Origin of the sequence: Segetibacter sp. 3557_3 (assembly GCF_004354985.1) — a bacterium.
In the GTDB taxonomy this organism is placed as follows: Bacteria; Bacteroidota; Bacteroidia; order Chitinophagales; family Chitinophagaceae; genus Segetibacter.
On sequence record NZ_SMSK01000003.1, the window covers coordinates 63,632 to 85,816 of the forward strand.

Genomic DNA, 22,185 nt, shown 5'->3' on the forward strand with positions numbered 1-22,185 from the left:
GTAACCCTGGCGGCATAATGAAGTACGTCAGATACGAAATTCCGACTTGAACCAACTACAGGATTTCGATAACATGTTGTCCATTACGTGTGCTGAACAAGGGTTGATAAGGGGTTTTGTGCAGCAGGAGGTAATCCGTAAAGGCACGATATTCATGACGGGTTTTGGTAATCGTAAAAAAGTCGTCGAATATGATCAGGTCACCTTTGTTCAGATACGGATGTAAGTGAATAAGGGTAATTAGTGTGGCGTTGTACAGATCCACATCGATGTGAATGATTTTAGCCTGGTGCTTTTGTAAGTTGCCAACATATTGCGGCAGCGTTTCATGGATCAGTCCTACACGGAAATCAACCCTTGAATCATCAATATTCGGCACCTTGCCCTTTGCTGAAAAAGAACCTTTTTTTACCGATCCCCAATCTTCCGGCAAGCCAACAAATGTATCGAAGCCCACAAACCGGGAATGCTCGTTTTTATTTCCCCCAACCCATATAAAAAACGTTTCACCCCAAAATACGCCGAACTCCAGAAAAACAATTTCCTTGTTAGCGCCAACCTTTTCCGAAACAAGGTATTTGTGAAGGTCAATCCGGTCCCAATCCAGCTGCTTCGACTTGCTCTTGTTGTAATATCCCTCACTTTGAATCAGGTAGCCGAGGGAAATAAAAAATGATGAAAATTTATTGGTTCGGAATTTTGAGAAAACTTGGAATGCTGAATGGACAAGACTTTTACTTAAGGTTTTCATTGTTAGCGCGTTAGTGTCTTGAAAGATAGTAAAAATACTGTTTAACCTCGCTTATTGTAAACGTATAATTACTATAACAAGATTTCCGCTGTTTGGAAGGGGATATTTAAGTCAAATCAGCCGGCTCAAAAAGGTATCCCTGAGAAGAATCGGCGAACCCTAAACGAAGGACAAAAGCGCTCTTATTCTACTTGACATGTTTGTGGGCCTGTCAAAATGAAGCCCGGAGGAATTCCGGCGCAGTCGGGAGAGAAGGCTCCCAAAATGGGAAAGTTGTTGTAGGCAGCCTTTTAATTATGGAAGTTTCAAATTGGCTCAAAGCAATTCGGGAGTGTGCTAAGAAGTTACATCGACTTCTCCTCTTTTCGTAATTCCCTCCTGATCCCATTAAGCAGGTCATCATGATAAAGCGTTTTGTCGTCGCGGCTGAGCGCCTTTAACGATGCATACTGAACGATATTCAAAATTGATGCTCCGCTGATCTCGTGTGCCTCTGCAAGCTGCAACAGGTTGAGGCCCGGATGATGCTTGATTGATTGTGGCAACGATTGTTTCCAGAGTTTAAATCGCTCAAGTGAATTGGGCATCGGAAAATGCACAATTGAATGAAACCTCCGCAAAAAAGCTTCATCCATATTCGACTTATAATTTGAGGCAAGTATCAGTAGGCCTGAGAAATCTTCCACCCGTTGCAATAAAAAAGAAACTTCCTGGTTAGCGTACTTGTCGTGAGAGCTTTGCACGTTGGTACGTTTGCCAAACAACGCATCAGCTTCATCGAAAAATAGTATCCAATCCTTGTGTTCAGCACGGTCAAAAATCTTGCTTAGGTTTTTTTCGGTTTCACCAATATACTTCGAAACAATTTGCGACAGGTCCACCCGGTAAACGTCTTTCTCAAACTCTTTTCCCATTAGGCCGGCAGTAAGCGTTTTACCGGTACCTGGCGGACCGTGAAACAACACCCGATAACCCATATTGATCTTGCGGGAGAGGTTGGGATCAGCTTCAAGTACCTGGTGGTATTTAAACCACCGTTTTACATCTTCGATTTGTTCGGCAGTAAATGTGTGCAGCACGAGATCGTCCCAGTTCATCTTGGTAACGACGAGTTTGGCCGGGAAATCCGGACTAAACTTAGGTTTAACTTCGTTTCCGGTAAGCAGGTAGTTAACCCATTCGGGAGAAAGAATAATTCTTCCGCTCATCACCGGTTCTCCTTCTTTTACACCTTCAAGCCAGGTGATGTCATTCTGGTAAAAGAAGTGCTCATCTTTAAACATAGCCTCAACCGCAAGCCTTCGATCCAGATCACTGCCCGCGATGATAAATTGAGCCGTCTCACCTGTGGGTAGCAATCCACGATGACTTGTTCCTTTTACGCCGCCAATTCGGGAAAATCACCTCCATTAGGAAGGTGTTCAGCAATAATCGACTCAAAAAAGCTTGGCTGAACATGGGGTACCAGCGCAAGCATAAGTACAATCCATTCATCTGTTGTTTTAAGCTGCGGCAGGTAACGGGTGATTTCCTCCCTGATTAACGTGCCATTAAATGTTTCTGCTATCCAGCTATCTAAATCGAACTTCTTTTCGTTGAAGTGCACGTCCATTCTTTGCACAATGATTTGTCTCAATCCTGAGAGGGCGCTCTCCAATACGTGGGCACCAGGGGTCTTTTTAGGAAGCGCGTAAAGCATCAGAAAAGTTTATCGCATTAAGTTAATCATCACACTTGCACGGGATCTTAGGATTAAATGGATCCAGCCTTGCGCTTTTCTTATTTGCCGCAGCAGTTCGCTTTGCATTGATCCCGTCATGAACCGATTGAAGGTGAGCATCAAGACCGCTTTGGCACCCTTTGTACTTGTAGGGCGTTTTTATGGTGGCATTGTAGGTCTTGAAGGCATCAACATGTTGTTGCTCGTGTTTGGCCAGGGTGGTATTGATAAATTTTTCAACAGCGTTCGACTCGCATTCAGAAAGGCCGCCCGGAACTGCAGGAAGCGTCACCGTAGGATTGGCCTTGAACACCGATACGATTGTTCCCTTTGCGGATACACAATCGTCAGGGCAATCGGGGCATTTGGTTGAAGGAGTTGTTATGCCTGAGCTCGAAAACGAATCGGTATAGTTTGCGTCTGTTTGGGCCTGCACGCTTACTCCTTGGCAGGCAAAGTCAACCTGGTTTTTTGCATTCCTTGCCCTGCCCTGACTAGCGGTTGGTTTAATACCGCCTTTCGTTCTCGCCGCAGCGCTTTCGGCAGCGCGGCTTAGTACATCCATACCAAAACCTTTCTGTTGTACCACGTGGGTGAGTTCGTGTGCAAGCAATTTTTTTCCTTCTGCAGAATCCGGGTTGTATTGACCCTTATTAAAAACAACGTGATTGTCTACCGCATAGGCTTTTGCGCTAATGTCTTTGGCAGATTGTTCAGCTTCAGCACCGGTGTGTATGCGTACATGACTGAAATCGTGACCCATTCTTCTTTTGAAAAATTGTTGTGCTTCACCTGGTAAGCTGCTGCCCTTGCCATTTAGCGTTTTCAGGTATGAAGAGATATGCCCCGAGCCGGAAAGGGTTGAGCCTGCCTCTTTTTTGCTCACCTTGTCTTCCCGCTTTTCTTCCATTTTCATCACGGGCTTTTCTTCTTTTTGCTCATCAGCTTTCATTACCGGTTTGTCTTCCCGCTTTTCTTCCATCTTCATTATGGGCTTCTCTTCTTTTTTCTCCTCCATCTTCTGAACGCCCTTATCATCCTCTTTTTTCTCATCCTGTTTCTGAACGCTTTTATCTTCCTCCTTTTTTTCGTTCATCTTCATTACCGGCTTCTCTTCTTTTTTCTCCTCCATTTTCATCAAGGGCTTTTCTTCTTTTTTTTCTTCCTGCTTTTGCACCTTATTTTCTTCTTCCTTAGTGTCGCTCATTTTTTGCACCTTTTTTTCTTCGGCAGCGCAATGATCACATTTGCGCATAATGGGTTTAAAGAAGCTTTCATTCGATGGGCCGCTAAAAAACGTTTGCTCCTGCTGGTTATTCTTTTTAAACATTGCAGACTCCATGGAGCTCGAGCGGCTTCTCCGGTAACGGCGTGAGTAGGTTGTTTTCATAAAAATAATTTCTCTTCTTTTCAGAAAGTCTGTTACTCTCAAAGCGGCCAACCGGTAGCTTTGTCAACTATAATATATCATTGTTTCAGGGTTTATGCAAGTATTTACACCATTATGTTTGCTGCATGCTAATGGGTTTGTAAACTTCCTGCTCACCGGAGCGGGAGTTTGAGGAAGGGACGTAGTTTTTTTATGCCAGCGGCTGGTACTATGGGCATTATCGTTGCCCGCCCGGCTGCGCCAGTCGGACGGGCGTCGCAATCACTTCATTTGCAACGAACGTAGCAGCGGCGAATGAGTATTAAACTCATACGAAGGGAGATTAAGAGTTATAAAAGGAAACTGGCGATTAAATCATTGACTGAGCTCCTACCTAAGTTAATACTAGCTAATTTCATGTTAGTCATTCCACCTTGAAAAATCCAAACTCTTTTACCACCTTGTCGATTTCTTTGAAGAAGGTTTCTTCTACCTGGACAGATAGATGCAAAAACGGATAGCTTATATCTGAAATTGCACTGATATCGATGAATATAAATCTTTGCTCCAGTGTTGACGGATCGTCTATATAATTAGTTTCCCAACCTTGTATTATCCCGTTATCATATTGCTGGTTCAGCCATGCCTGAACTTTTAAAGCTGCTGAAATACAATCTTCTTTATTACCCATACTGGGTTTATGAAGGTATTCGCGTGCGAAATCGGAAGAATTCATAAACAAACTTTTAATCTTTCATTTCCGCGAGAACTGAGTCCATTTTACCAGTCACCAGACCATTTATTATATCTCTGGCTGTCGTTTCATCTTTGGGCACTATTATCTTCAATTTCAGTTTTTCTCCTGACCCATAAAATAAAGTTACGGGTTTCCCTTTAAGCTTATTGTCCTCTGCTCTTGAGGCTTGGTAAGTAACATCTTCGCCCAGAATATAACGTGTTCTCGACAAAATTACTTGCAACTTTCCAGCTTTGTCGACCATACGCCTAATTTCACCCCGCCCAGCATTTGCCGGGTTATTTTCTGCTCCTACGGCCTGTGCAATGTCTGTTTCAGCTTTAGCTGCGACTCCCTGACTGTGCATTGTTTGTTGCAATAGCAAAAAGCGAATGCTTAGATTTGGAAACTGCTCCAGTAATCTCGACCGCCGTAATTGATTTACGGCATCAAGTGTCGAACCACCGCCAACTACCGTTTCGGCTATAGATATCGTAATTTTTCTGTCGCTGTTATTCTCTGCCATCGTTCTAACTTCGGCAATTAAATTTTCAACTTCCTGGCTTTTATATCTAACCTTCCTTTTTCTCGGATCATCAGGATTAATTCGCTCCACATATTGGATAAACCGTGTTGTGGCACTAGAACTGCCGGATCTTTCACCAGATATTTGTTCCGTCAGCAAAGCTCCACCTCTTTCAATTCCAAGAATACCGACTGAACTTTCGGCCTCAGCTTTAAGGCGTTCAACAGCAGCACGATGTTCTGATATAAAGGGAACATAGATTGCCCCCTTGTATAATGCCCACCCTTTATTATTTCCACGAATTTGTTTAATCAGCTCTTGTTTATCACCTTCATTTCTTTCGATTTGGCTCTGCAGCCCGGCTAACCTAATTGCTGCTTCTGTGATTTCATGAATTTTTTCCTGATTTCCTGGCTGATTCTGTAAGCTTCCTTTATCTTGAACCTCATACTTCAATTCGACTGCTTGTTCTATTGGTGTTCCGGCATCCTCCTCAGGACTAGCGGTATAAACAAATTGGATTTTCGTTCCGACTTCCTTTGTTTTAAATGAGCTAAATACGGCGTGGTTTGATTTAACAGCAACTGCTACTTTACTTGCATCATCGTTTGTTATTTTACCTTCCTTTAGATATTTGTTTTGCTCCTGTTGCATAAAAAGCAAACCTGCATCGATCTTCGCCTGCTTTTCAGGACTGTGTTCTTCTTTTTTATCCTTGTCTTTTCCTCCGCTAAAGAGCCCTGCAACTTTCTTCACCAACGTCACCGCCTTATTGATCACCCAATCGATAGCCGCATTAATCGGTGCCTGTATCTTGGCGATGATCGCTTTAATCTTGTCGCTTATACCTCCGAGTCCGAGCAGGCTTGCCAGGAAGCTGATGGCTACCGGCAGTGCTTTGGCCAGCGCGTTTTCTACAGCCGTTGCAGCAACTCCGATACTTCCTTTTGCAATGGCTGTTACAGAGTCGATCACTGCATTTACCAGAGCCATGATCTGGCTGCCCCTCGTAACAAAGAACATGATCACATCATAGATCATCTTGCAGGCCTTGATAAAGGCTGATGCAGGATTAAGCATACTCACCAGCCAGGTTATGCCCGCAACCACTATCTTCTCTATCACAAAAGATTTAATGCCTTCGATCACCGTGTCTTTTAACTGCTCTACTTTTTCTTTGATAAACTTCCACAACCCGCCAATACCTTCATTTTTTAAAATGATAAAGATCTCTGCAGCTTTCTCAAGTCCTGACACGACCTTTTCGCCAACAATATTCACGGCTCTTGCCCTGATATTGGCATAGGTTAATCCAAGCACCTGCAAAATCAACGACATAATACCTTTTGCATCGAAGGTTGAAGGCATTTGTATACCTGCTTCTGCAAGCGCCCCGAACAGCCAGCCCATCAATCCATTCTTCAGGTGTGTGCCGATATTGCTTAAGAACCGCTGAATACCCTGCTTCACCCCGGCTACCAGGTTGCCCAAAAAGCCAATAGGATCTTCGATAATGAGCTCTATTGCTGCCGCCGCTCTTGCCAGTACGTTGAGCAGCATGTTCTTAAATTCGATAATCGCATCTATAACGTCTTTGATGGCGCCGATCGCCTTATCAACAAGGCCCTTGTTGGCCTCTTTCATCTCGGCAATCTTCTTATCTACATTCTCCAGTCCGGCTTTGTATTTAGCAGCTAGGCTATCAACCAGTTCGTTTTGTTTGTTATTGACATTTTGTTCCAGTTCGGTAAACTGCGACTGCACTTTGGCTGCCGCTTCCTTACCGATATTCTGCAGGTTTTTGGGCAGCTTCTCTACATATGCCTTGATCTCCTGCTTGCCTGCATTAATGCGTTTTTTTGCTGCATTTAGTTGTGATACCACCAGTTTGGCAACCCTGCTGATCACCACATCCATTTGCTGAACATACCGTTCTTTACCCCGCTTGTAAATGTCGTTAACTTCATCGGGCATACCCAGCAGGAGGTCAGCTGCCCAAAGCAACGAACCTCCGATCCGGTTTAAGTATCGGTCGACCTTGTAGCGGTGTACTTCGCGGTCAACATAGTCTTCAAAACTTTTGGTTGCTTCTGAAATCCCCTGGTCGAACATTGCGGCTACGTCGGTATCGAGCTTCGAAAGAATAGCCTCTACATCTGTTTTGGTGGCGGTAAACTTCTGTTCGATGTCGGCCGCTACTTTGGCCCTGTCTGCCTCGTCTTTGGCTTTTGCTTCCTGCTGTTTGCTCAGTACCCCGGCTGCTTTTTGTTTACGGGTGTTGACCATGGCGCCGAGCTGGCTTTTGCTTACCCCTGTGGCAGTGGCCTGTGCCGTTTTGATGATTCCCTTTTCGTCTTTCCTGAATTCCTGAGGTCTCTTTATGGCATCCTGCTGCGCCTCTTTTTTGCTGGCAACGGCGCTGGTGAAGGAAGGCTCGTTGGATTTATTGAGCTGCTTTTCGGTGACCTTCGCATCGGTCATTTGTTTGTCGAGCGACTGGCTTTCTTTCTGGAGTGAAACGTCTTCAGCGGGCACGGGTTTGGGTGCCGCCTGTTCGCCGCTGATGGGTGGTGCGGTCACATCCTTTTCGGTGGCAGGAGCAGGACCCACTTCTTTTCCCTGCTCATTGCCCGGGGCGGGTGCTTCTTTTACTTTCCCCTCGATACTTCCTGCAGCTTTGGTTTTTTCGCTGCTTACCTGTGCAGTAGCATCGCCCTTAACCGCAGCTGCACCGTTGTTTGCTTTAAAGTTTTCGGCTTCCTTGAGGGTGTTGAGCTGAAGTGCTGCAATTTTTGCGCGTAATGCAGCTTTGAACTTGCCTTCGTCGAAAGTGCCGGCGGGTTGCTGATCCATCTCGGCAACCTTCTTATTCTTGGCCTTACTTTCTTTTTCGTTGGGTGGCGGTTTTGCAGCCGTTTGCGCGTCTTTTACTTTTTTGGCTGTAGGCTCATGTTTTTTAGCCTGCTGCGCAGTGGTTTTTACCTTGCTGACAACACCCTTGAATGCAGGGTCGGCAAGTGGAGAACTCATCCGCTTTAACTGGATGATGGGAGAGAAGCGGGATATTTTGGGAAGAAGGTTTGCGCCATTGTCACTCCGGGTTGGAGGTAAAACATTTTGCTTCTGGTATAAGCCAGGCTGCTGGTCTGGCTGGGATTCCTCTTCTGCTTTGTTGAGTTCGCGCCCTTGTGCTTCGTTGGGTACAGCCGGTCTTGCAGACGGAGACAAGGTGATGTGACCCTTTGCATCAACAACGGTGTTGCCAAGGGCTGGTGTTAACTGAACAAGAGCGGTGGGGTGTTTTGGATCGGCTGAGTTGCCTTGACTTTCGTCTTTGTTGTTTAAAGCGTTATTGGCCGGATGGATGCTTGCCAGGTGATTGCTGTGAGCCGAAGGTGGCGGCTTGCTTTGCAGGTGTTGATCGCCTTTGCGGCGGATGTGTTTTTTAGCGACTGCAGCAGGTGAGCTAGTTGTTTTACTCGCACCCTGTTGTATGGTATGCGTTAGTTCATGGGCAAGCAGGGAACGCCCCGAAGTAGAATCGGGAGAGAACTTGCCGCTGTTGAAGTAAATATCGTTGCCATGCGCAAAGGCATGCGCCTGCACGCTCCGGCTCAGGCCAGCTGCGCGGTCGTCAGTATGAATGCGAACCCCGCTAAAGTCGGCCCCAAAACGTTGCTCCATAAAGGCTTTGGTATCGCCGGGCAATGCACTGCCACCACCTTTGGTGGATTGGAGTGTATGCTCGAACTGGGGGGAAGTAGCCGGTGGTCCCCGTCCGCTCTGCCGTTGGATATCTGAAGAATATAAGGCTATGTTCTTTTTGTTTATGGGTTTGCCCGCAGTAGCGGAAACAGGGTCATCTACTCCGGATTTTGCATGGTCGTAATCACCTTTCGTTGCCGTTATTTTTGCCTGCACTTTCTCTGCAGACGCGCATTTGCGTTGTATTGCGGGCCCGATCTCCTGCCGTGCCTTGGGTTCCTCCTCTTCTTTCTTCTGGAGCTTTTCACCGTTCGTTTCCTTGGGTGAGGCCATCAAAGGATCGGGCATGGTCATCACCTTATCGGCAACGGCATCGGCTTCTTTTTCCTGGGGATCGTCGGGAGTACTTACCGTTAATTTGGCCTGTATGGGAGAACCAAAAAAGTGGGGTTGTTTTGTGTTGCCGAAAAATGTTTCTTCACCTGCCTTCTTAAAAAAGCTATTCCCTGCAGCTTTTTGCTGGATTGCAGGAGTGCTTTTTAAAGTTTTATCGGCAGATGAAAACATACAATAGCGTATTCCGGGAAATGTTACGTTTAAATATAAAAAAGGTAGAGCACAATTGCAACCCGTTGACTGCACCTTCGCTCCACCTCATCCAGGGCAAAGCGCTGGTACCATTATGCAGCACGGCGATGTTCCAAGCTCGTCTGGTAATTCACCATGTTATTGATAAATCAGCAATCAATGTCGTTTACTTAAGAGAATTCTTTGGTGACCAGCTGTGGGAATTTTATTTGCCATCGTTGCCCGCCCGGATGAACCCTGTTCGGACGCCCGCCCGGATGAACCGGTTCGGACGGGGGTGTCACTCCCTTGTACCGTATCTCTTTATTCACCAATTGCTGCCACTCACCTTAAGTAAACGACATCGAATCAGCAGTGATCCTTTATTGGACGGTCATATGATTCTAGTTTTTTCTTCCGTTTCAAATTGCTTTCCTGAAAATGATTTTAAGTACTGGTATATCACGAAGAACGTTTTATGAAGAAAGTCTGTTAAGCGTTGCTGAGCTCCTTTGCAATCGCAAGAACATGCTCTTCATCGGTGCCGCAGCAGCCACCAAAAACGTTTAGTTGTTGAAATGCTTCTCTCAGCCTTCGATGCTCACCAGCAAATTCCTCCGGGTTCCCCCTGTCCAGTGCTGTTGCCTCATCCAGTTCAGCATGACTTTTACAGGAAGCATTTGCCCGAAGACCCCGAATTCGGTTCACCCAATGCTCATTTTTTCCAGTTTTCAATTCTTCCGAAAAATGACTGGGGTGGGCACAATTAAGCATATAATAGATAGGAGGCTGCAAAGTGTTTTTGTCCACAAGTTCAATAGCTTCCTTCAGGCGCATACCGGTTGGAAGCCTGCCATTGGTTTCTACTGTAAAAGAAATTACAACCGGGAGATCATGAGCCGCAGCTGCCCTTGCAATACCAATCGCTTCTTCTGCATAGTTCATGGTAATCGCCGAAATCATATCGACAGCGGTCTCGCTGAAAACGTTGATTTGTGCTGAATGATATTCCTGCGCTTCGTCAGCCGTCATCGACGTTCCTGGTATATAACCATCACCCCTCGGCCCAACACAACCACTGAGAACAATATCGGGTACGAAGTTTTCATATTCTTCTTTGAGCTCAACAAGGAGTTGGATCGCTCTTTTATTCAACGTGAAAAGATCCGCTTCCGGGTAACCTAACTTTTTGATCCAGTCGGGACTTGCCCGCCAGGTAGGGCTCTCTAATATGAAACCCGCACCGTAGTCCCTGGCGATAGCCAGGTAACGGCGATAGTAATTCCTGATGGCTTCAAACCCCTCTTCGTCCTTCAATAAGTCGAAGGCAGCAAAATGCGGCAGGTCATAACCTTCCAGGAAAACCAATGTTGTTTCCAATCCGCCATCGGTTAAGAATAATTTAGCGGACGTATTTGGCAGAACCTTGGCACGTAACGTCATAATAAAGGTTTTTACATTATATATCCAGCCTCAGCTATCAGTATACCCTGGTTAATCGTCGTCCCGCTTTGCTGAAGCGGTCGTAGCGCTGGGCCATATTACAGAGCACATGGCTTATTGCTTTTGACAATTGATGCTAATAAAGATGATGTGCGCTGTACTAAATGACGGGTTATTTCAAATTCAATTTTAGCCAGTAAGCATCTTGTTATCACTCCGTTATTGTAAGCTCATTATTTATGGTAGTAGTCACCGTTGGTATGGTGTCGCTTCCGTTACTGCCGCTATGAAAATATACAGCTGGAACGGAGCGTCGCAACCGGGGCCTCATCGTCGTACAAATGCCGGTCAACAAAAAATCATTAGTTGGTCAGTAGTTCAGGCGCACCTCAGCACACAGGTAATCGTAATCATCCTGGTGGTGTTTGGCGAGCCTGTTAACAGGGGGATTTGGTAATGGAAAAATTTTGAAATCCCTGGTGTTAAAATCAAGCTTCAGCGTTTTGATGATGTTTTGCGACAAAGGCATAGGCCTTTTGGAAACGAAGTCGTCGCCCAATAAACCGAACTCATAGCCATCTTCGTTGATGTCGGTAATTCGATCGGCGCGTCCGTCTTTCCTGATGTATTTCCAAAGCACCCGCCGATTGGCAAAGTGTACCTGGTAGCGGCGTTGCAATATCTTTTCTTCGTTTGACAACAAGGCGTACGGATCCTGTTCGGGAAGGTGATTGAATAGCTCGACTATGGCAAACGCATTACTCTGCGTTAAAGACCGGTCAACATACACGTTGCGCGCTTCCTTATTTACCTGGATCCTGTATTGTGCCGGTGGCAGGGAACTGAGATCTACCGGGATTTTGTTTAGGGGGCCGTCGAATGAGACCCGTTTATTCAAAATCTCCACATCGTAATCCGGTTGCTCAGGGTCGTAGTTAAAAGCAAAAATTTTTATATCGGCCTTTTGTACAGCATCGGGCAGGGCAAAGGAATAGCTGCCATTGCTATAGTCAATACGGTCGTTTGCGGTAGGGTATTGCAAATGCCCGGAGCCACTAAACGACCATATCGAAGGATCGTCAAGCTCGTTGCTGTGGGCGGGAGTGGTAGTGGCAAGGGTTTGGTAAAGTAATTTGGTATCCGGGTGCTTTACGAACGTTCCTGCTTCGTAAGTCTCGCCGGTTACAAAATCCAGGGCCATACTTGCAGGGCGGCTTTCACCTTTTGACACCCACGATAATGCATCGTGTAGCTGGGCTTTCTTTTTTGGTGTATGTTTCTTCAGGCATTCGTAAACCGTTCCGGTAACAGGATCCGCAACCAGGTCGCCGGGAAAATACAATGTACCATTCGCATAAGCCGGAACAGGGGCACTCAGGTATAAGGGTCCATTACCTGCGAGATTGCTGAAATAATATTTGCTGTTAGACCCGGAAGAGAGCGCGGTATTTGTGTAGTTTAGAAATTCAGGATTGTTAAGTCTTAAATAAAACCGGAACCTTGATTGCTGAAACAACTTGCGATATAACTTTTCGTGCGGACCGTTCATAAAAGGTTCCTGAACTTCGTTCACCTTAATAAATGCAACAAGTCCGTTGGGCTTTTTTCGCCACTGGATGTTCAGCCTTTTTGCGAGTTCGATACAATCCGGAGTAGGCACGAATTCAAAGTCGGGACACGCTGCAGTAAGATAATACTCGTGAAATAGGTCAATACTAAAAAATGTATCGTAATTACTGTTCATCATCTTACATTAATTGTTCGCATGACTGTTCACTACCACCCTGGAGATCGGATCAGCCTGCAGGCCCGGAGTGTCGTCGTCTATGCTAACCATACGCACCTTATACAACACCGAGGGTAAGTACTTGCCACCCAGGATAGCCCAGAGGTGATTAACCTGTTCCGAGTTCATCGACACCATTTCGAATACCAGTTTTTCGATCTTTGCATCCAGAGACAAGCCATTATCAGGCGGGGTATTTTTGTGGTCAATCAGGTTTCGCGACTGAAAAAACTGGATGAGCAAGGACAAGTATTGAAGCGCGGTATCGTAAGAGGTATGGTTAACTGCGAAGAGGCAATAGAGGTTCAGAAACATTCGTGGGTTGCGGTATTCCATTTTATCATTTACCCGCACGAAGTTGTTTGGTGATTTAGCAAGCCTTTCTTCTTCGAGGTTAACAAGGGTTAAGATGCACGGTGCGGAGATGGACTCTGATCTTGACCCGGAAGCATCTGACTCTTGTACCCTGGCAATATTGCCGGTGGCCACTCGTTTTGTCGACGATGGATCGCGATCGGGATCGAGCTTACGAACAATATATTTGTTGGCCTCGTTGGCCATTATTTTTAACGCATTATCGATCATTTGCTACAGTTAAGCAGAAGGGTGAAATGCTACTTCTTAAATGTAAAAATTATAATGGTCGAATGCAAGTACTGGGGAAATTGAGAGACTAAATATTTCAACCTGCTGGTGCAATCACAACCCTAGTCATCATTTTACCCGCAGGTAGACAGTGACGTTGGCGTTAGGTCATTAACGTATTTCCGCCGATAAACGGAGCATAAAAAGGGTAGGGGTTCGGAGGCGGCTCCGATCGAAAAGCGGGTTTACACACCAGTTAATAACAAACGTTGTTTGCGTCAGTAGGTATATCAGTTTATTATAATGCCTGTTTTATCACGAAAAGGGGAAATGCCATAACGTAGTTGCTGCCGCCACAAAACCCAAAATCTGCCGCCTGGGAAATTACTTCAAGTTTAAAGTAAAGCTGACCGTTTTCAAAGAAAAGGTTGACATGGTACAGCCCCAGAAAAGGGTAAAAAAACAAAAGACTGGGTAGTTTAACACCCAGTCTTTCTGTTTTGTTGTTTATGACTTATGCGGTTGGATCTAGCAAAGCTTCTAACTTATTATCAACGAAGAATTTTTCGCGATGCGCCTGGAAAGCTTCAGCAAGCTCACTAACAATCTCAACACTTGATGCAACCTCTTCGTGAAGGTCGGGGAGTCTTTGATTGAGTAAATCAACATCCAGGGTGATATTGTCTGCTTCGATTTGAGCTACTTTTTTTAAAACAGCAGTTTGGCTGTTTTTAAGATCTTCCAGTTCTCTCACGATTTTATCCATGAGGTCTAGTTTCTGTAATTTTTCCACGGTCTGTAATTGAGTATTAAAATAGTTATAACAACCTTATTGAACAACAATCATGCGGCGAAAGCCATGTTTAAAGCATTACTCCTACTCGGCTGATATTCCACTGCAGTACCAGCGGCACTTAAGCCTTGTTGCCCAAACAACCCGTTTCGACAAGCTTTAGAGTGAATATTTCAGTTCACATTATTATCGTATGTGTAATGCACCTTGTGTAACAGGATGACTGCTCCCCCCAACAAAACTTCTGCTAGTCACCGGCAATTGCACGCCCTACATTTTCTCATTCGGGAAATCATCAATAAAGCCTTTTCAATGCCAAACCCATCCGCCTTCGATATTATCATTACCATAGATCCGGTATAATCGCCCGGTAGGCATGCAACGTTCTGCTCTACACAAGCACACGGGCAGGTTTGCAACCGGTCCATTACCCAAACCCCGCTGTTCGCTACAAATTCAAACGGTTTATTTATTCTCAATAAGGGTTAAAATCCGGTAAAAAATAAATTGTAAATACATTTGAAACGGTTGAGAGAACATTTATATTTGTATTCAACAAGGTTGAACGGCAATAAACACAAGCGGAAATTCTTAAACTTTGTTTCATGGGTAACGGACTGGAACTTGAAGAACATGTTGGCAAACTCGACATCGGCGACAGGATTAGGATATTGCGGATACGGCAAAAACGAACCCTCCAGGAGATTGCGGATGCAAGTGAGCTTTCGAGGAGCATGATTTCAAAAATAGAAAACAACAAAACAGTTCCTTCTGTCGCAGCCCTGGTTAAAATTGCAAAGTCTTTGGGTACAAACATTTCAAGTCTGCTTGAACATGATGGATGGCTGAATGCAATTTTTACCCCGATGGAAAAGGCGGAAGAAAGCCTTACGGCGACCGATAAAGGATATGCCATTTATCCTTTTGCTTCGGAGTACCATGCCAAGAAAATGCAGCCGTTCCTGTTTGTTGCAAAGAAAGGAGAGGTCAGGCCGCACGAACTTTCGCACGAAGGCGAAGAATTTATTTATATCATCAGGGGTGCGCTAAAAATGCAGGTTGGGGAAAGAGAATACCTGATGCGAAAAGGCGATAGTCTTTATTTTAATTCGTTACAAAAACACGGGATTCTGCCTGTAACCGACGAAGTGGCTTACCTCGATATCTTCATATAAACACGGGATCACCAGGGATTTTATTTGTTACCTAACGTGCCATAACATGCGCTTGCCTGCATACTGTATCGCCTGCCTTTTGCTGCTGCTAACAAGTACAGCCAATGGCAATCCCGCTAAGCTGGCGAGAACAATGAAGATGCAGATGCCTGAACCCGGCGCATACGAAATGGTTGTTAAAGGTAAAAAGGTGGGTTTATTTGTGCTCCGCAATAACAAGGTTCAGCTTGGTATTACCAACCTGGGTGCAAGAATAGTAAGCCTTATTGTGCCCGATCGAAATGGCACTGCTACAGACATCGTCTTAGGCTTCGATAGCGTCGCCACTTATCTTAAAAAAGACAAACAATACTTTGGCGCAACGGTGGGCAGGTTTGCAAACCGGATTGCGCGCGGAAAGTTTACCCTCGACGGAGTTGCCTACCAACTTGATGTTAACAATGGTCCGAACGCATTACATGGCGGTAGAGAGGGGTTCTTCAACCAACCCTGGACCGTAGATACCCTAACGCAACAATATATCTCCCTAACATATATATCCCGTGATGGTGAGCAGGGCTACCCCGGCACACTAAATACCCGAATGAGCTACCGGCTGACCAACGAAAACGCCGTGGAGATCAGCTACTATGCCACAACGGATAAAAAAACAATCATCAACCTCACCAACCACGCCTTTTACAATCTTAATGGTGCCGGAACCTCAACGATAGTCGATCATATTATAAACATCAATGCGTCGGCATTTACACCCATCGACTCCACATCGATCCCAACTGGTGAGATCAGGAGTGTTTCGGGAACAGCCTTCGACCTGAGGGTTCCGGTTAACCTGGGTGACCGCCTGCAGCAACAAGACGAGCAGTTACAAATAGCAAAGGGTTTCGACCACAACTTTGTTTTAGATCGCCAACCCAGCGGAGGCTACGCAGCAAGGGTTGTTGCGCCAAAAACCGGCATCACGCTAACGGTAAACACCACAGAACCCGGTATGCAGTTTTACGACGGTCATAAGCTTAATCCGGGTGATCGCGATGGCAAGGGTGGTGTAGCTTACCCGGCATTGTCGGGATTTTGCCTCGAAACTCAGCACTACCCCGATGCGCCAAACCACCCTAATTTTCCATCAACCATTTTAGAACCGGGAACCCGCTTTTTCAGCAGAACCATATATACGTTTGGAACAGATCGATAGATAACACAGCCAGGAACTTTGTATTACCGGTATAAACATTTATACCGGTAGCAGACACCTATTTCTTCATTCCTGTAAACACCACCATCCATTACTATGGCCAAAAAATTTTTTTCTCGCTTGCTTCTGCTAACTCCATTGCTTTCCCTGCACGTGTGTGTACATGCGCAAACCATTACTGCAGCAGGACAACCTGCCCAGCTCGATGTACGCAAGGCCGGCGAAAATAGTATCCGTATCACGCTTAAGCCGGTAAGCTACCAGCAACCATTTCCATTTAGTCCTGCCGTAGTGGAACGCGACTACGGCTCACCCTCCATCAGCATTCGCGACCTCAGTAAAGCGGTCAAACGGAAAGTTGGTAACCTAAACGTAGAAGTACAGAAGGATCCTATGCGGGTAATCGTCACCAACGCGAAAAATCAACCCGTACAGGAGCTAACATTCGATGGCGACGGCAACCTGCTTTTTAGTACCTATGGCCAGCCGGTATTGGGCTTGGGCGAAGGAGGTCCCAAGCCGGAACGCGGTTCCAACTGGCGCGCCGCACCCATCCAGTTCGATCGCAGGGGTATGCTCGATAGCATGCAACCACGCTGGCAAAGTGATGCTTATGGTTCGCGGAACCCTGTAGCCATGCTTGTTGGCACGTCGGGCTGGGGCGTGTTTGTTGCCTCGCCATGGGTGTTGGTCGACCTTCAGGACGCAGAAAAGGGCAAGTTCATTCCATGGAAACCCATCGGCGTCACCAATACACCCCAAACCCAACGTAACCAGGGGCTAAATCAAGGCAAGGGATTGCCCCCGATCGATAAAATTGTGCCGGGTTTGTTCGACGTCTTCGTTTTCGATAGCCATGAACCCTTGCAGTTCATGAAAGACTTTTCGGTAATCACCGGCCCGGCTGCAATGCCGCCCAAATGGGCACTGGGGTATATGCAATCGCACCGTACCCTCATCGACGAAAACCAGATGATCGGGATTGTAGACACCTTCCGTAACAAGAAGATTCCTGTAGATGCCGTCATCTATCTCGGAACCGGTTTCGCACCGGTTGGTTGGAACAAAATGCAGCCCTCATTCGACTTTCACCCGGATGTTTTTAAACGCGACCCGAAAGCCTTTATGGATGATATGCATAAGCGTAATGTAAAGGTGGTATTGCATATGGTGCCATGGGACCGCGACAAATTACCAACCCTGCAGGGTACTATTCCACCAAAGCCAGGTGAGGTGGTCGACCAGACACATATCAAGAACTACTGGCAGCAACACCAGCCACTAATCGATAAGGGGGTCGATGCCTTCTGGCCTGATGAAGGCGATTGGTTCAACCTGCATGAACGCATCAAACGACACCAGTTGTATTACCAGGGTCACCTGTCTTCACAACCGAATGTGCGCCCCTGGAGCCTTCAACGCAACGGCTATCCCGGCATAGCGCAATGGGGTGGATGGGTATGGTCGGGTGATACTGAGTCCTCCTGGAAAACGCTGGAGGGGCAGGTTGCGGTTGGCATCAACTATTCACTCAGCATTGGCCCATACTGGGGCTCAGATATCGGTGGCTTCTACTCCAATGCCGAGCTTACCGGCGAACTCTATGCACGTTGGTACCAGTTTGCAGCATTTTGCGGATCATTCCGCTCGCATGGCCGTACCTGGAGAACACGACTGCCATGGGGTTGGGGCCTGAGTTATATGGGGCCAAGCGAAGACCGGGTTCCGCCTCTTGAGTCGGAGTTGAACAACCCCGCGATTGAACCCATTGCCCGTAAGTACGACGAGCTGCACTATCAATTATTGCCCTATACCTATACACTCGCATGGGAAGCAAGAAACACGGGTTTGCCCCTCATGCGAGCCATGTGGCTGCATTATCCCAACGATGAAAAAGTTCGCAACCTGGGCACACAATACCTGTGGGGCCGCGACCTGATCGTTGCACCTGTTTTCGAAAAAGGCGCGTCGAACCGCGACGTATACCTACCGCAGGGCGACTGGTACGACTGGTGGACAAATACAAAAGAAAGCGGGGGTAAATCGGTTAGTAAAAAGGTTGATCTCGCTACCATGCCCATTTACGTTCGGGCAGGAGCGATCATTCCATTTGATCCCGTTCGCCAGCATGTCAACGAAGTGGTTGATCAGCCAACCACATTGCGGATATACCAGGGCGCAAATGGCAATTACACACTTTATGAAGACGATGGCATAAGCCAGGATTATCTGAAGAATATCGCAACAATAACCAACATTACCTGGAACGATGCGGGTAAACAGCTCGTAATAAAACCGGCGGGAAACGGAAAAATGTCAACCGGCGATCGGAAGTTTAAAGTTGAACTGATACCATCCGGCATAACCAAAGAAGTAAACTATAACGGGAAATCAATGAACGTACAATTGTAAACAGGACTATGCAAACCTGCTGAGCTGAACATCATTGGTGCTTTTTTTGGTGACCGGCAGAAGATCATTGAAGAGGCATCGTTGCCACGCTCGGTTCATCTGGTAGTATCCTATGGCAGCACTGGTTTCAGCTATGGTGGGTTTCGCTAATCGCAGGCAGCATCCATGGCGGGGTTTAGTAGTAGCATGTATTACAGGGGAAGCAACATGAGTGCAATTGTTTTCGACGATTGAATTTGATAACTGATGAATCAACGAATGACGATCTGCCCGAGCCGACACTGCCAATGGATTAGCCAAACGACTAAGCATCATGCTATGGAAAAGGTTCTTGCAACGCCAGGAGGAAGGAGCGGTCATCTTATTCTGGCATTGGTCATCGACGTCAACAATTCCTATTTCTATAATCCAACTTTTTACCAATAAAACTTTAGGTTATGAATAAGTTCAGGCTGCTGATAACTGTGGCTGTTTGTTTGTTCGTAAACTGCATACAAACGTTTGCCAAACGTGAACCTGCTCCTTTTTTCAAATCCATTACCGGTGTAATTACGGATGCGCAAACAAAGGAGCCGCTTGCGGGTGCATCAGTTGTGGTTAAGAATACCACGATTGGAACAACAACCGATGCCAACGGAAGGTTTACATTGAATGTTGACGATGGCAGTGTCACCGTAATTGTATCATATGCTTCCTACATTCAACAGGAAATTGACGTCAGGGATCAAAGTAGTTTACAGGTTGCACTTAGCAAATCTGTTACAAACCTCGACGACGTAGTGGTGATTGGTTATGGTACCCAAAAGAAAGGCGATGTCACCAGTGCAATTGCCAGTGTTAAATCGGAGAACTTCGTTAAGGGCGCAGTACGAGATGCCGCTCAGTTAATCCAGGGTAAAGTAGCAGGCTTGTCGGTTTCCACCCCTTCCGGCGATCCAACTGCCGGAACCCAAATTCAGCTTCGTGGTATAACAACCCTGAAGGCTTCTACCGAGCCGCTGGTTTTAATTGATGGAATACCCGGATCATTAAATTCTGTTGCGCCTGAAGATATCGAGTCGATCGACGTGCTGAAAGACGGATCTGCTGCTGCGATTTATGGAACACGCGGTACAAATGGTGTCATCCTGATTACTACCCGAAAGTTACACGGCGAAGCACGTTCATCGCTTGACTACAATGCATATGTTGGTGTGCAGCAGATCGCACGGCGTCCCGATTTTCTTACCGCCTCCGATTATCGCAAATACATTGCTGAAGGAATCAAGTTCGTGGATTATGGAGGCGATACTGACTGGTTTAAAGAAATTACCCGAACCCCGGTAAGTCATACCCATAACCTCACCTGGCAGGGTGGAACCCGTACCACCAACTTTACCGCATCATTGAATTACCGTAATTGGGAGGGCATATTTCTTAAATCCGATAACCGGCAGTTGACGGGCCGTGTCGACCTGAACCATTCCATGCTGGACGGCAAGGTGAAGTTCAATCTAAACGTGGTGAGCAGAACACAAAAGTTCTGGACCGGTGGTAACGGCAACAGCTTCAACAATTATGTGTACCGGATGTCGCTGATCCGTAACCCGACCGATAGCGTCAGAACGGCTTTGGGAGCATGGCAGGAGCGGAGTGTGTTGGAGTACGATAACCCGGTAGCTTACCTGCAGGAAACAGATGGCCAGAGCACCCAAAACGAACTTCGGCTCAATGGTAATGTAACGGTTACGCCAATAAAAGACCTTCGATTAAAACTACTCGTCTCTAATGTGCAGCGAAATATTTTAAATGGTTTTTCGCAAACAAAGCAACACGTTTCTACCACCAAAAGTGGATTGAATGGGTTTGCAGCACGTAGTACCATCGCAACAAAAGACGATATGGTGGAACTGACTGCCGACTATTCCAAAACTTTACGCGATCACAAATTCACCATCCTTGTGGGCGGAAGTTCCCAAACCTTCTTCACCGAAAACTATGCGGTGCAAAACTGGGATTTTCCAACAGACGTGTATTCGTACAACCGGCTCGAGAATGGTTATGCATTAGGTCGCGGCGAAGCGGTTATGAACAGCAGCGCCGGAACCTGGACCCTGATCGGGTTCTTTTCCAGGCTTAACTATGCTTACCGCGATAAGTACCTCGCAATGGTGAGCGTTCGCCAGGAGGGCTCTTCAAAATTTGGCGGCAATAACAAGTGGGGCAACTTCCCCGCTGCGTCCTTTGGCTGGCGGGTAAACAAGGAGTCATTTATGAAAAATGTACATTTTGTAAACGACTTAAAGTTCAGGGCTGGTTATGGTGTTACGGGAATTTCACCTACTGACAACTACCTGCCTTTGCCGGGTTTGAATTATGGTAACCGTGTCCTTGTTAATGGTGTATGGGTACAGTCGCTCGCTCCCTCCCGTAATCCTAACCCCAACCTTCGCTGGGAACGCAAAGAAGAGTACAACTTTGGTCTCGACTTCTCCCTGTTTAAGAACCGTATCAACGGTAGTATCGATGCTTATCGCAGGCTCACCAAAGATATGTTGTGGGACTACCAGGTGCCTGTGCCACCATATGCCATCAGTACCATTACGGCAAATGTGGGTAGCATACAAAACCAGGGGGTTGAGCTCATCCTGAATTTCAACGCAGTTCAGTCTAAAGATTTCGAATGGACCACCAGTGTGAACTTTTCTACTAATACCAACAAGCTGGTCTCCTTATCCAACGAGCAATTTAAAACCACCAACGACTTCTTCGACGAAGGCGCAACAGGTGCCCCCATCCAGGTCTCAACGCACCGGGTAAAAATAGGCGGACCAATAGGCGACTTTTTTGGTTACAAGTCTGTTGACATCGACGACCAGGGAAAATGGATCATTGAAGATGGAACCGGGAAACGAAAACCTATCCAGGATGCTAAACCCGAGGACAGGCAAATACTTGGCAATGCCTTACCCGATTTGTATGCTGGTTGGAACAACAACATCCGTTATAAAAACTGGGACTTCAACCTGCTCATGCGTGGTGCATTTGGTTTCCAGATCTTGAACTTTCAACGCATGTTCTACGAAAACCTAAAAGTGGTTCAGTACAATATGTTGAAGTCGGCCTTTGATAATGTATATGGCAAAACCCGACTCAATACCGACCTGGCCTATGTAAGTTATTATGTAGAAGATGGTGACTACTGGAAGATTGATAATGCAACCCTTGGTTATACCTTTCCTACTAAAAACTCGAAGTACATAAAAAATGCCCGTCTATACGTTTCGGGATTAAACCTGCTTACCCTTACCAAATACAAAGGCATAGATCCGGAAGTGAATATGATGGGACTGTCCCCTGGTAACGATAATGCAAATAAATATCCCACCACCCGTTCCTATACCGTTGGCGTAAACATTGGTTTTTAACCGCAAAAAATAATT

At 46.2% G+C, this 22,185-nt stretch carries 15 protein-coding genes; 5 read left to right on the forward strand and 10 right to left on the reverse strand.

Annotated features, from left to right (window positions below; translation table 11 throughout):
• Nucleotides 1-55: 55 nt before the first annotated feature.
• The 6 genes from EXU57_RS06685 to EXU57_RS06710 all read right to left on the reverse strand — a co-directional run bounded on the left by EXU57_RS06685 (nt 56) and on the right by EXU57_RS06710 (nt 9,374).
• Entirely contained in the window at nt 56-751 is a 696-nt protein-coding gene (locus EXU57_RS06685; RefSeq protein WP_133267416.1) for a TylF/MycF/NovP-related O-methyltransferase, read from the reverse strand.
• Nucleotides 752-1,095: 344 nt separating this feature from the next.
• A complete protein-coding gene (locus EXU57_RS06690; protein ID WP_133267417.1) occupies nt 1,096-2,109 on the reverse strand; it encodes an ATP-binding protein in 1,014 nt (337 codons plus the stop codon).
• Between the two features lie 20 nt (nt 2,110-2,129).
• The gene (locus tag EXU57_RS06695; RefSeq protein WP_133267418.1) at nt 2,130-2,450 is read right to left on the reverse strand and encodes a hypothetical protein; all 321 of its coding nucleotides are present in this window, start codon (nt 2,448-2,450) and stop codon (nt 2,130-2,132) included.
• Between the two features lie 22 nt (nt 2,451-2,472).
• The gene (locus EXU57_RS06700; RefSeq protein ID WP_133267419.1) at nt 2,473-3,861 is read right to left on the reverse strand and encodes a DUF4157 domain-containing protein; all 1,389 of its coding nucleotides are present in this window, start codon (nt 3,859-3,861) and stop codon (nt 2,473-2,475) included.
• A 403-nt stretch (nt 3,862-4,264) separates the two neighbouring features.
• Nucleotides 4,265-4,576: a hypothetical protein gene (locus tag EXU57_RS06705; protein WP_133267420.1), complete on the reverse strand. Its 312-nt coding sequence runs from the start codon at nt 4,574-4,576 to the stop codon at nt 4,265-4,267.
• A gap of 10 nt (nt 4,577-4,586) precedes the next feature.
• On the reverse strand, nt 4,587-9,374 hold the full coding sequence (locus EXU57_RS06710) for a DUF4157 domain-containing protein (protein WP_133267421.1): 4,788 nt from the start codon (nt 9,372-9,374) through the stop codon (nt 4,587-4,589).
• Here EXU57_RS06710 and EXU57_RS06715 point away from each other — a divergent pair.
• Entirely contained in the window at nt 9,365-9,856 is a 492-nt protein-coding gene (locus EXU57_RS06715; protein ID WP_133267422.1) for a hypothetical protein, read from the forward strand. The two genes, EXU57_RS06710 and EXU57_RS06715, sit on opposite strands and share 10 nt — an antisense overlap.
• A gap of 10 nt (nt 9,857-9,866) precedes the next feature.
• On the opposite strand, the gene EXU57_RS06720 is transcribed toward EXU57_RS06715, so the two are convergent.
• From EXU57_RS06720 to EXU57_RS06735, 4 genes are all read right to left on the reverse strand, one after another.
• The gene (locus EXU57_RS06720; protein WP_133267423.1) at nt 9,867-10,817 is read right to left on the reverse strand and encodes a homocysteine S-methyltransferase family protein; all 951 of its coding nucleotides are present in this window, start codon (nt 10,815-10,817) and stop codon (nt 9,867-9,869) included.
• Nucleotides 10,818-11,187: 370 nt separating this feature from the next.
• Nucleotides 11,188-12,564: a hypothetical protein gene (locus EXU57_RS06725; RefSeq protein WP_133267424.1), complete on the reverse strand. Its 1,377-nt coding sequence runs from the start codon at nt 12,562-12,564 to the stop codon at nt 11,188-11,190.
• 6 nt (nt 12,565-12,570) lie between these two features.
• Nucleotides 12,571-13,188 carry a DUF4255 domain-containing protein gene (locus EXU57_RS06730; protein ID WP_133267425.1) on the reverse strand — a complete coding sequence of 206 codons (618 nt, stop codon included), beginning with the start codon at nt 13,186-13,188 and terminating at the stop codon, nt 12,571-12,573.
• A gap of 514 nt (nt 13,189-13,702) precedes the next feature.
• On the reverse strand, nt 13,703-13,954 hold the full coding sequence (locus EXU57_RS06735) for a hypothetical protein (RefSeq protein WP_243745531.1): 252 nt from the start codon (nt 13,952-13,954) through the stop codon (nt 13,703-13,705).
• Between the two features lie 632 nt (nt 13,955-14,586).
• Between EXU57_RS06735 and EXU57_RS06740 the strand changes: the two genes are divergently transcribed.
• The 4 genes from EXU57_RS06740 to EXU57_RS06755 all read left to right on the forward strand — a co-directional run bounded on the left by EXU57_RS06740 (nt 14,587) and on the right by EXU57_RS06755 (nt 22,170).
• The gene (locus EXU57_RS06740) at nt 14,587-15,156 is read left to right on the forward strand and encodes a helix-turn-helix domain-containing protein (RefSeq protein ID WP_133267427.1); all 570 of its coding nucleotides are present in this window, start codon (nt 14,587-14,589) and stop codon (nt 15,154-15,156) included.
• Between the two features lie 46 nt (nt 15,157-15,202).
• Nucleotides 15,203-16,351, forward strand: a complete 1,149-nt coding sequence (locus EXU57_RS06745; RefSeq protein WP_133267428.1) for an aldose epimerase family protein — start codon at nt 15,203-15,205, stop codon at nt 16,349-16,351.
• A gap of 96 nt (nt 16,352-16,447) precedes the next feature.
• Entirely contained in the window at nt 16,448-18,763 is a 2,316-nt protein-coding gene (locus tag EXU57_RS06750; protein ID WP_133267429.1) for a TIM-barrel domain-containing protein, read from the forward strand.
• A gap of 437 nt (nt 18,764-19,200) precedes the next feature.
• Nucleotides 19,201-22,170, forward strand: a complete 2,970-nt coding sequence (locus EXU57_RS06755) for a SusC/RagA family TonB-linked outer membrane protein (protein ID WP_207955409.1) — start codon at nt 19,201-19,203, stop codon at nt 22,168-22,170.
• The last annotated feature ends 15 nt before the right edge of the window (nt 22,171-22,185 follow it).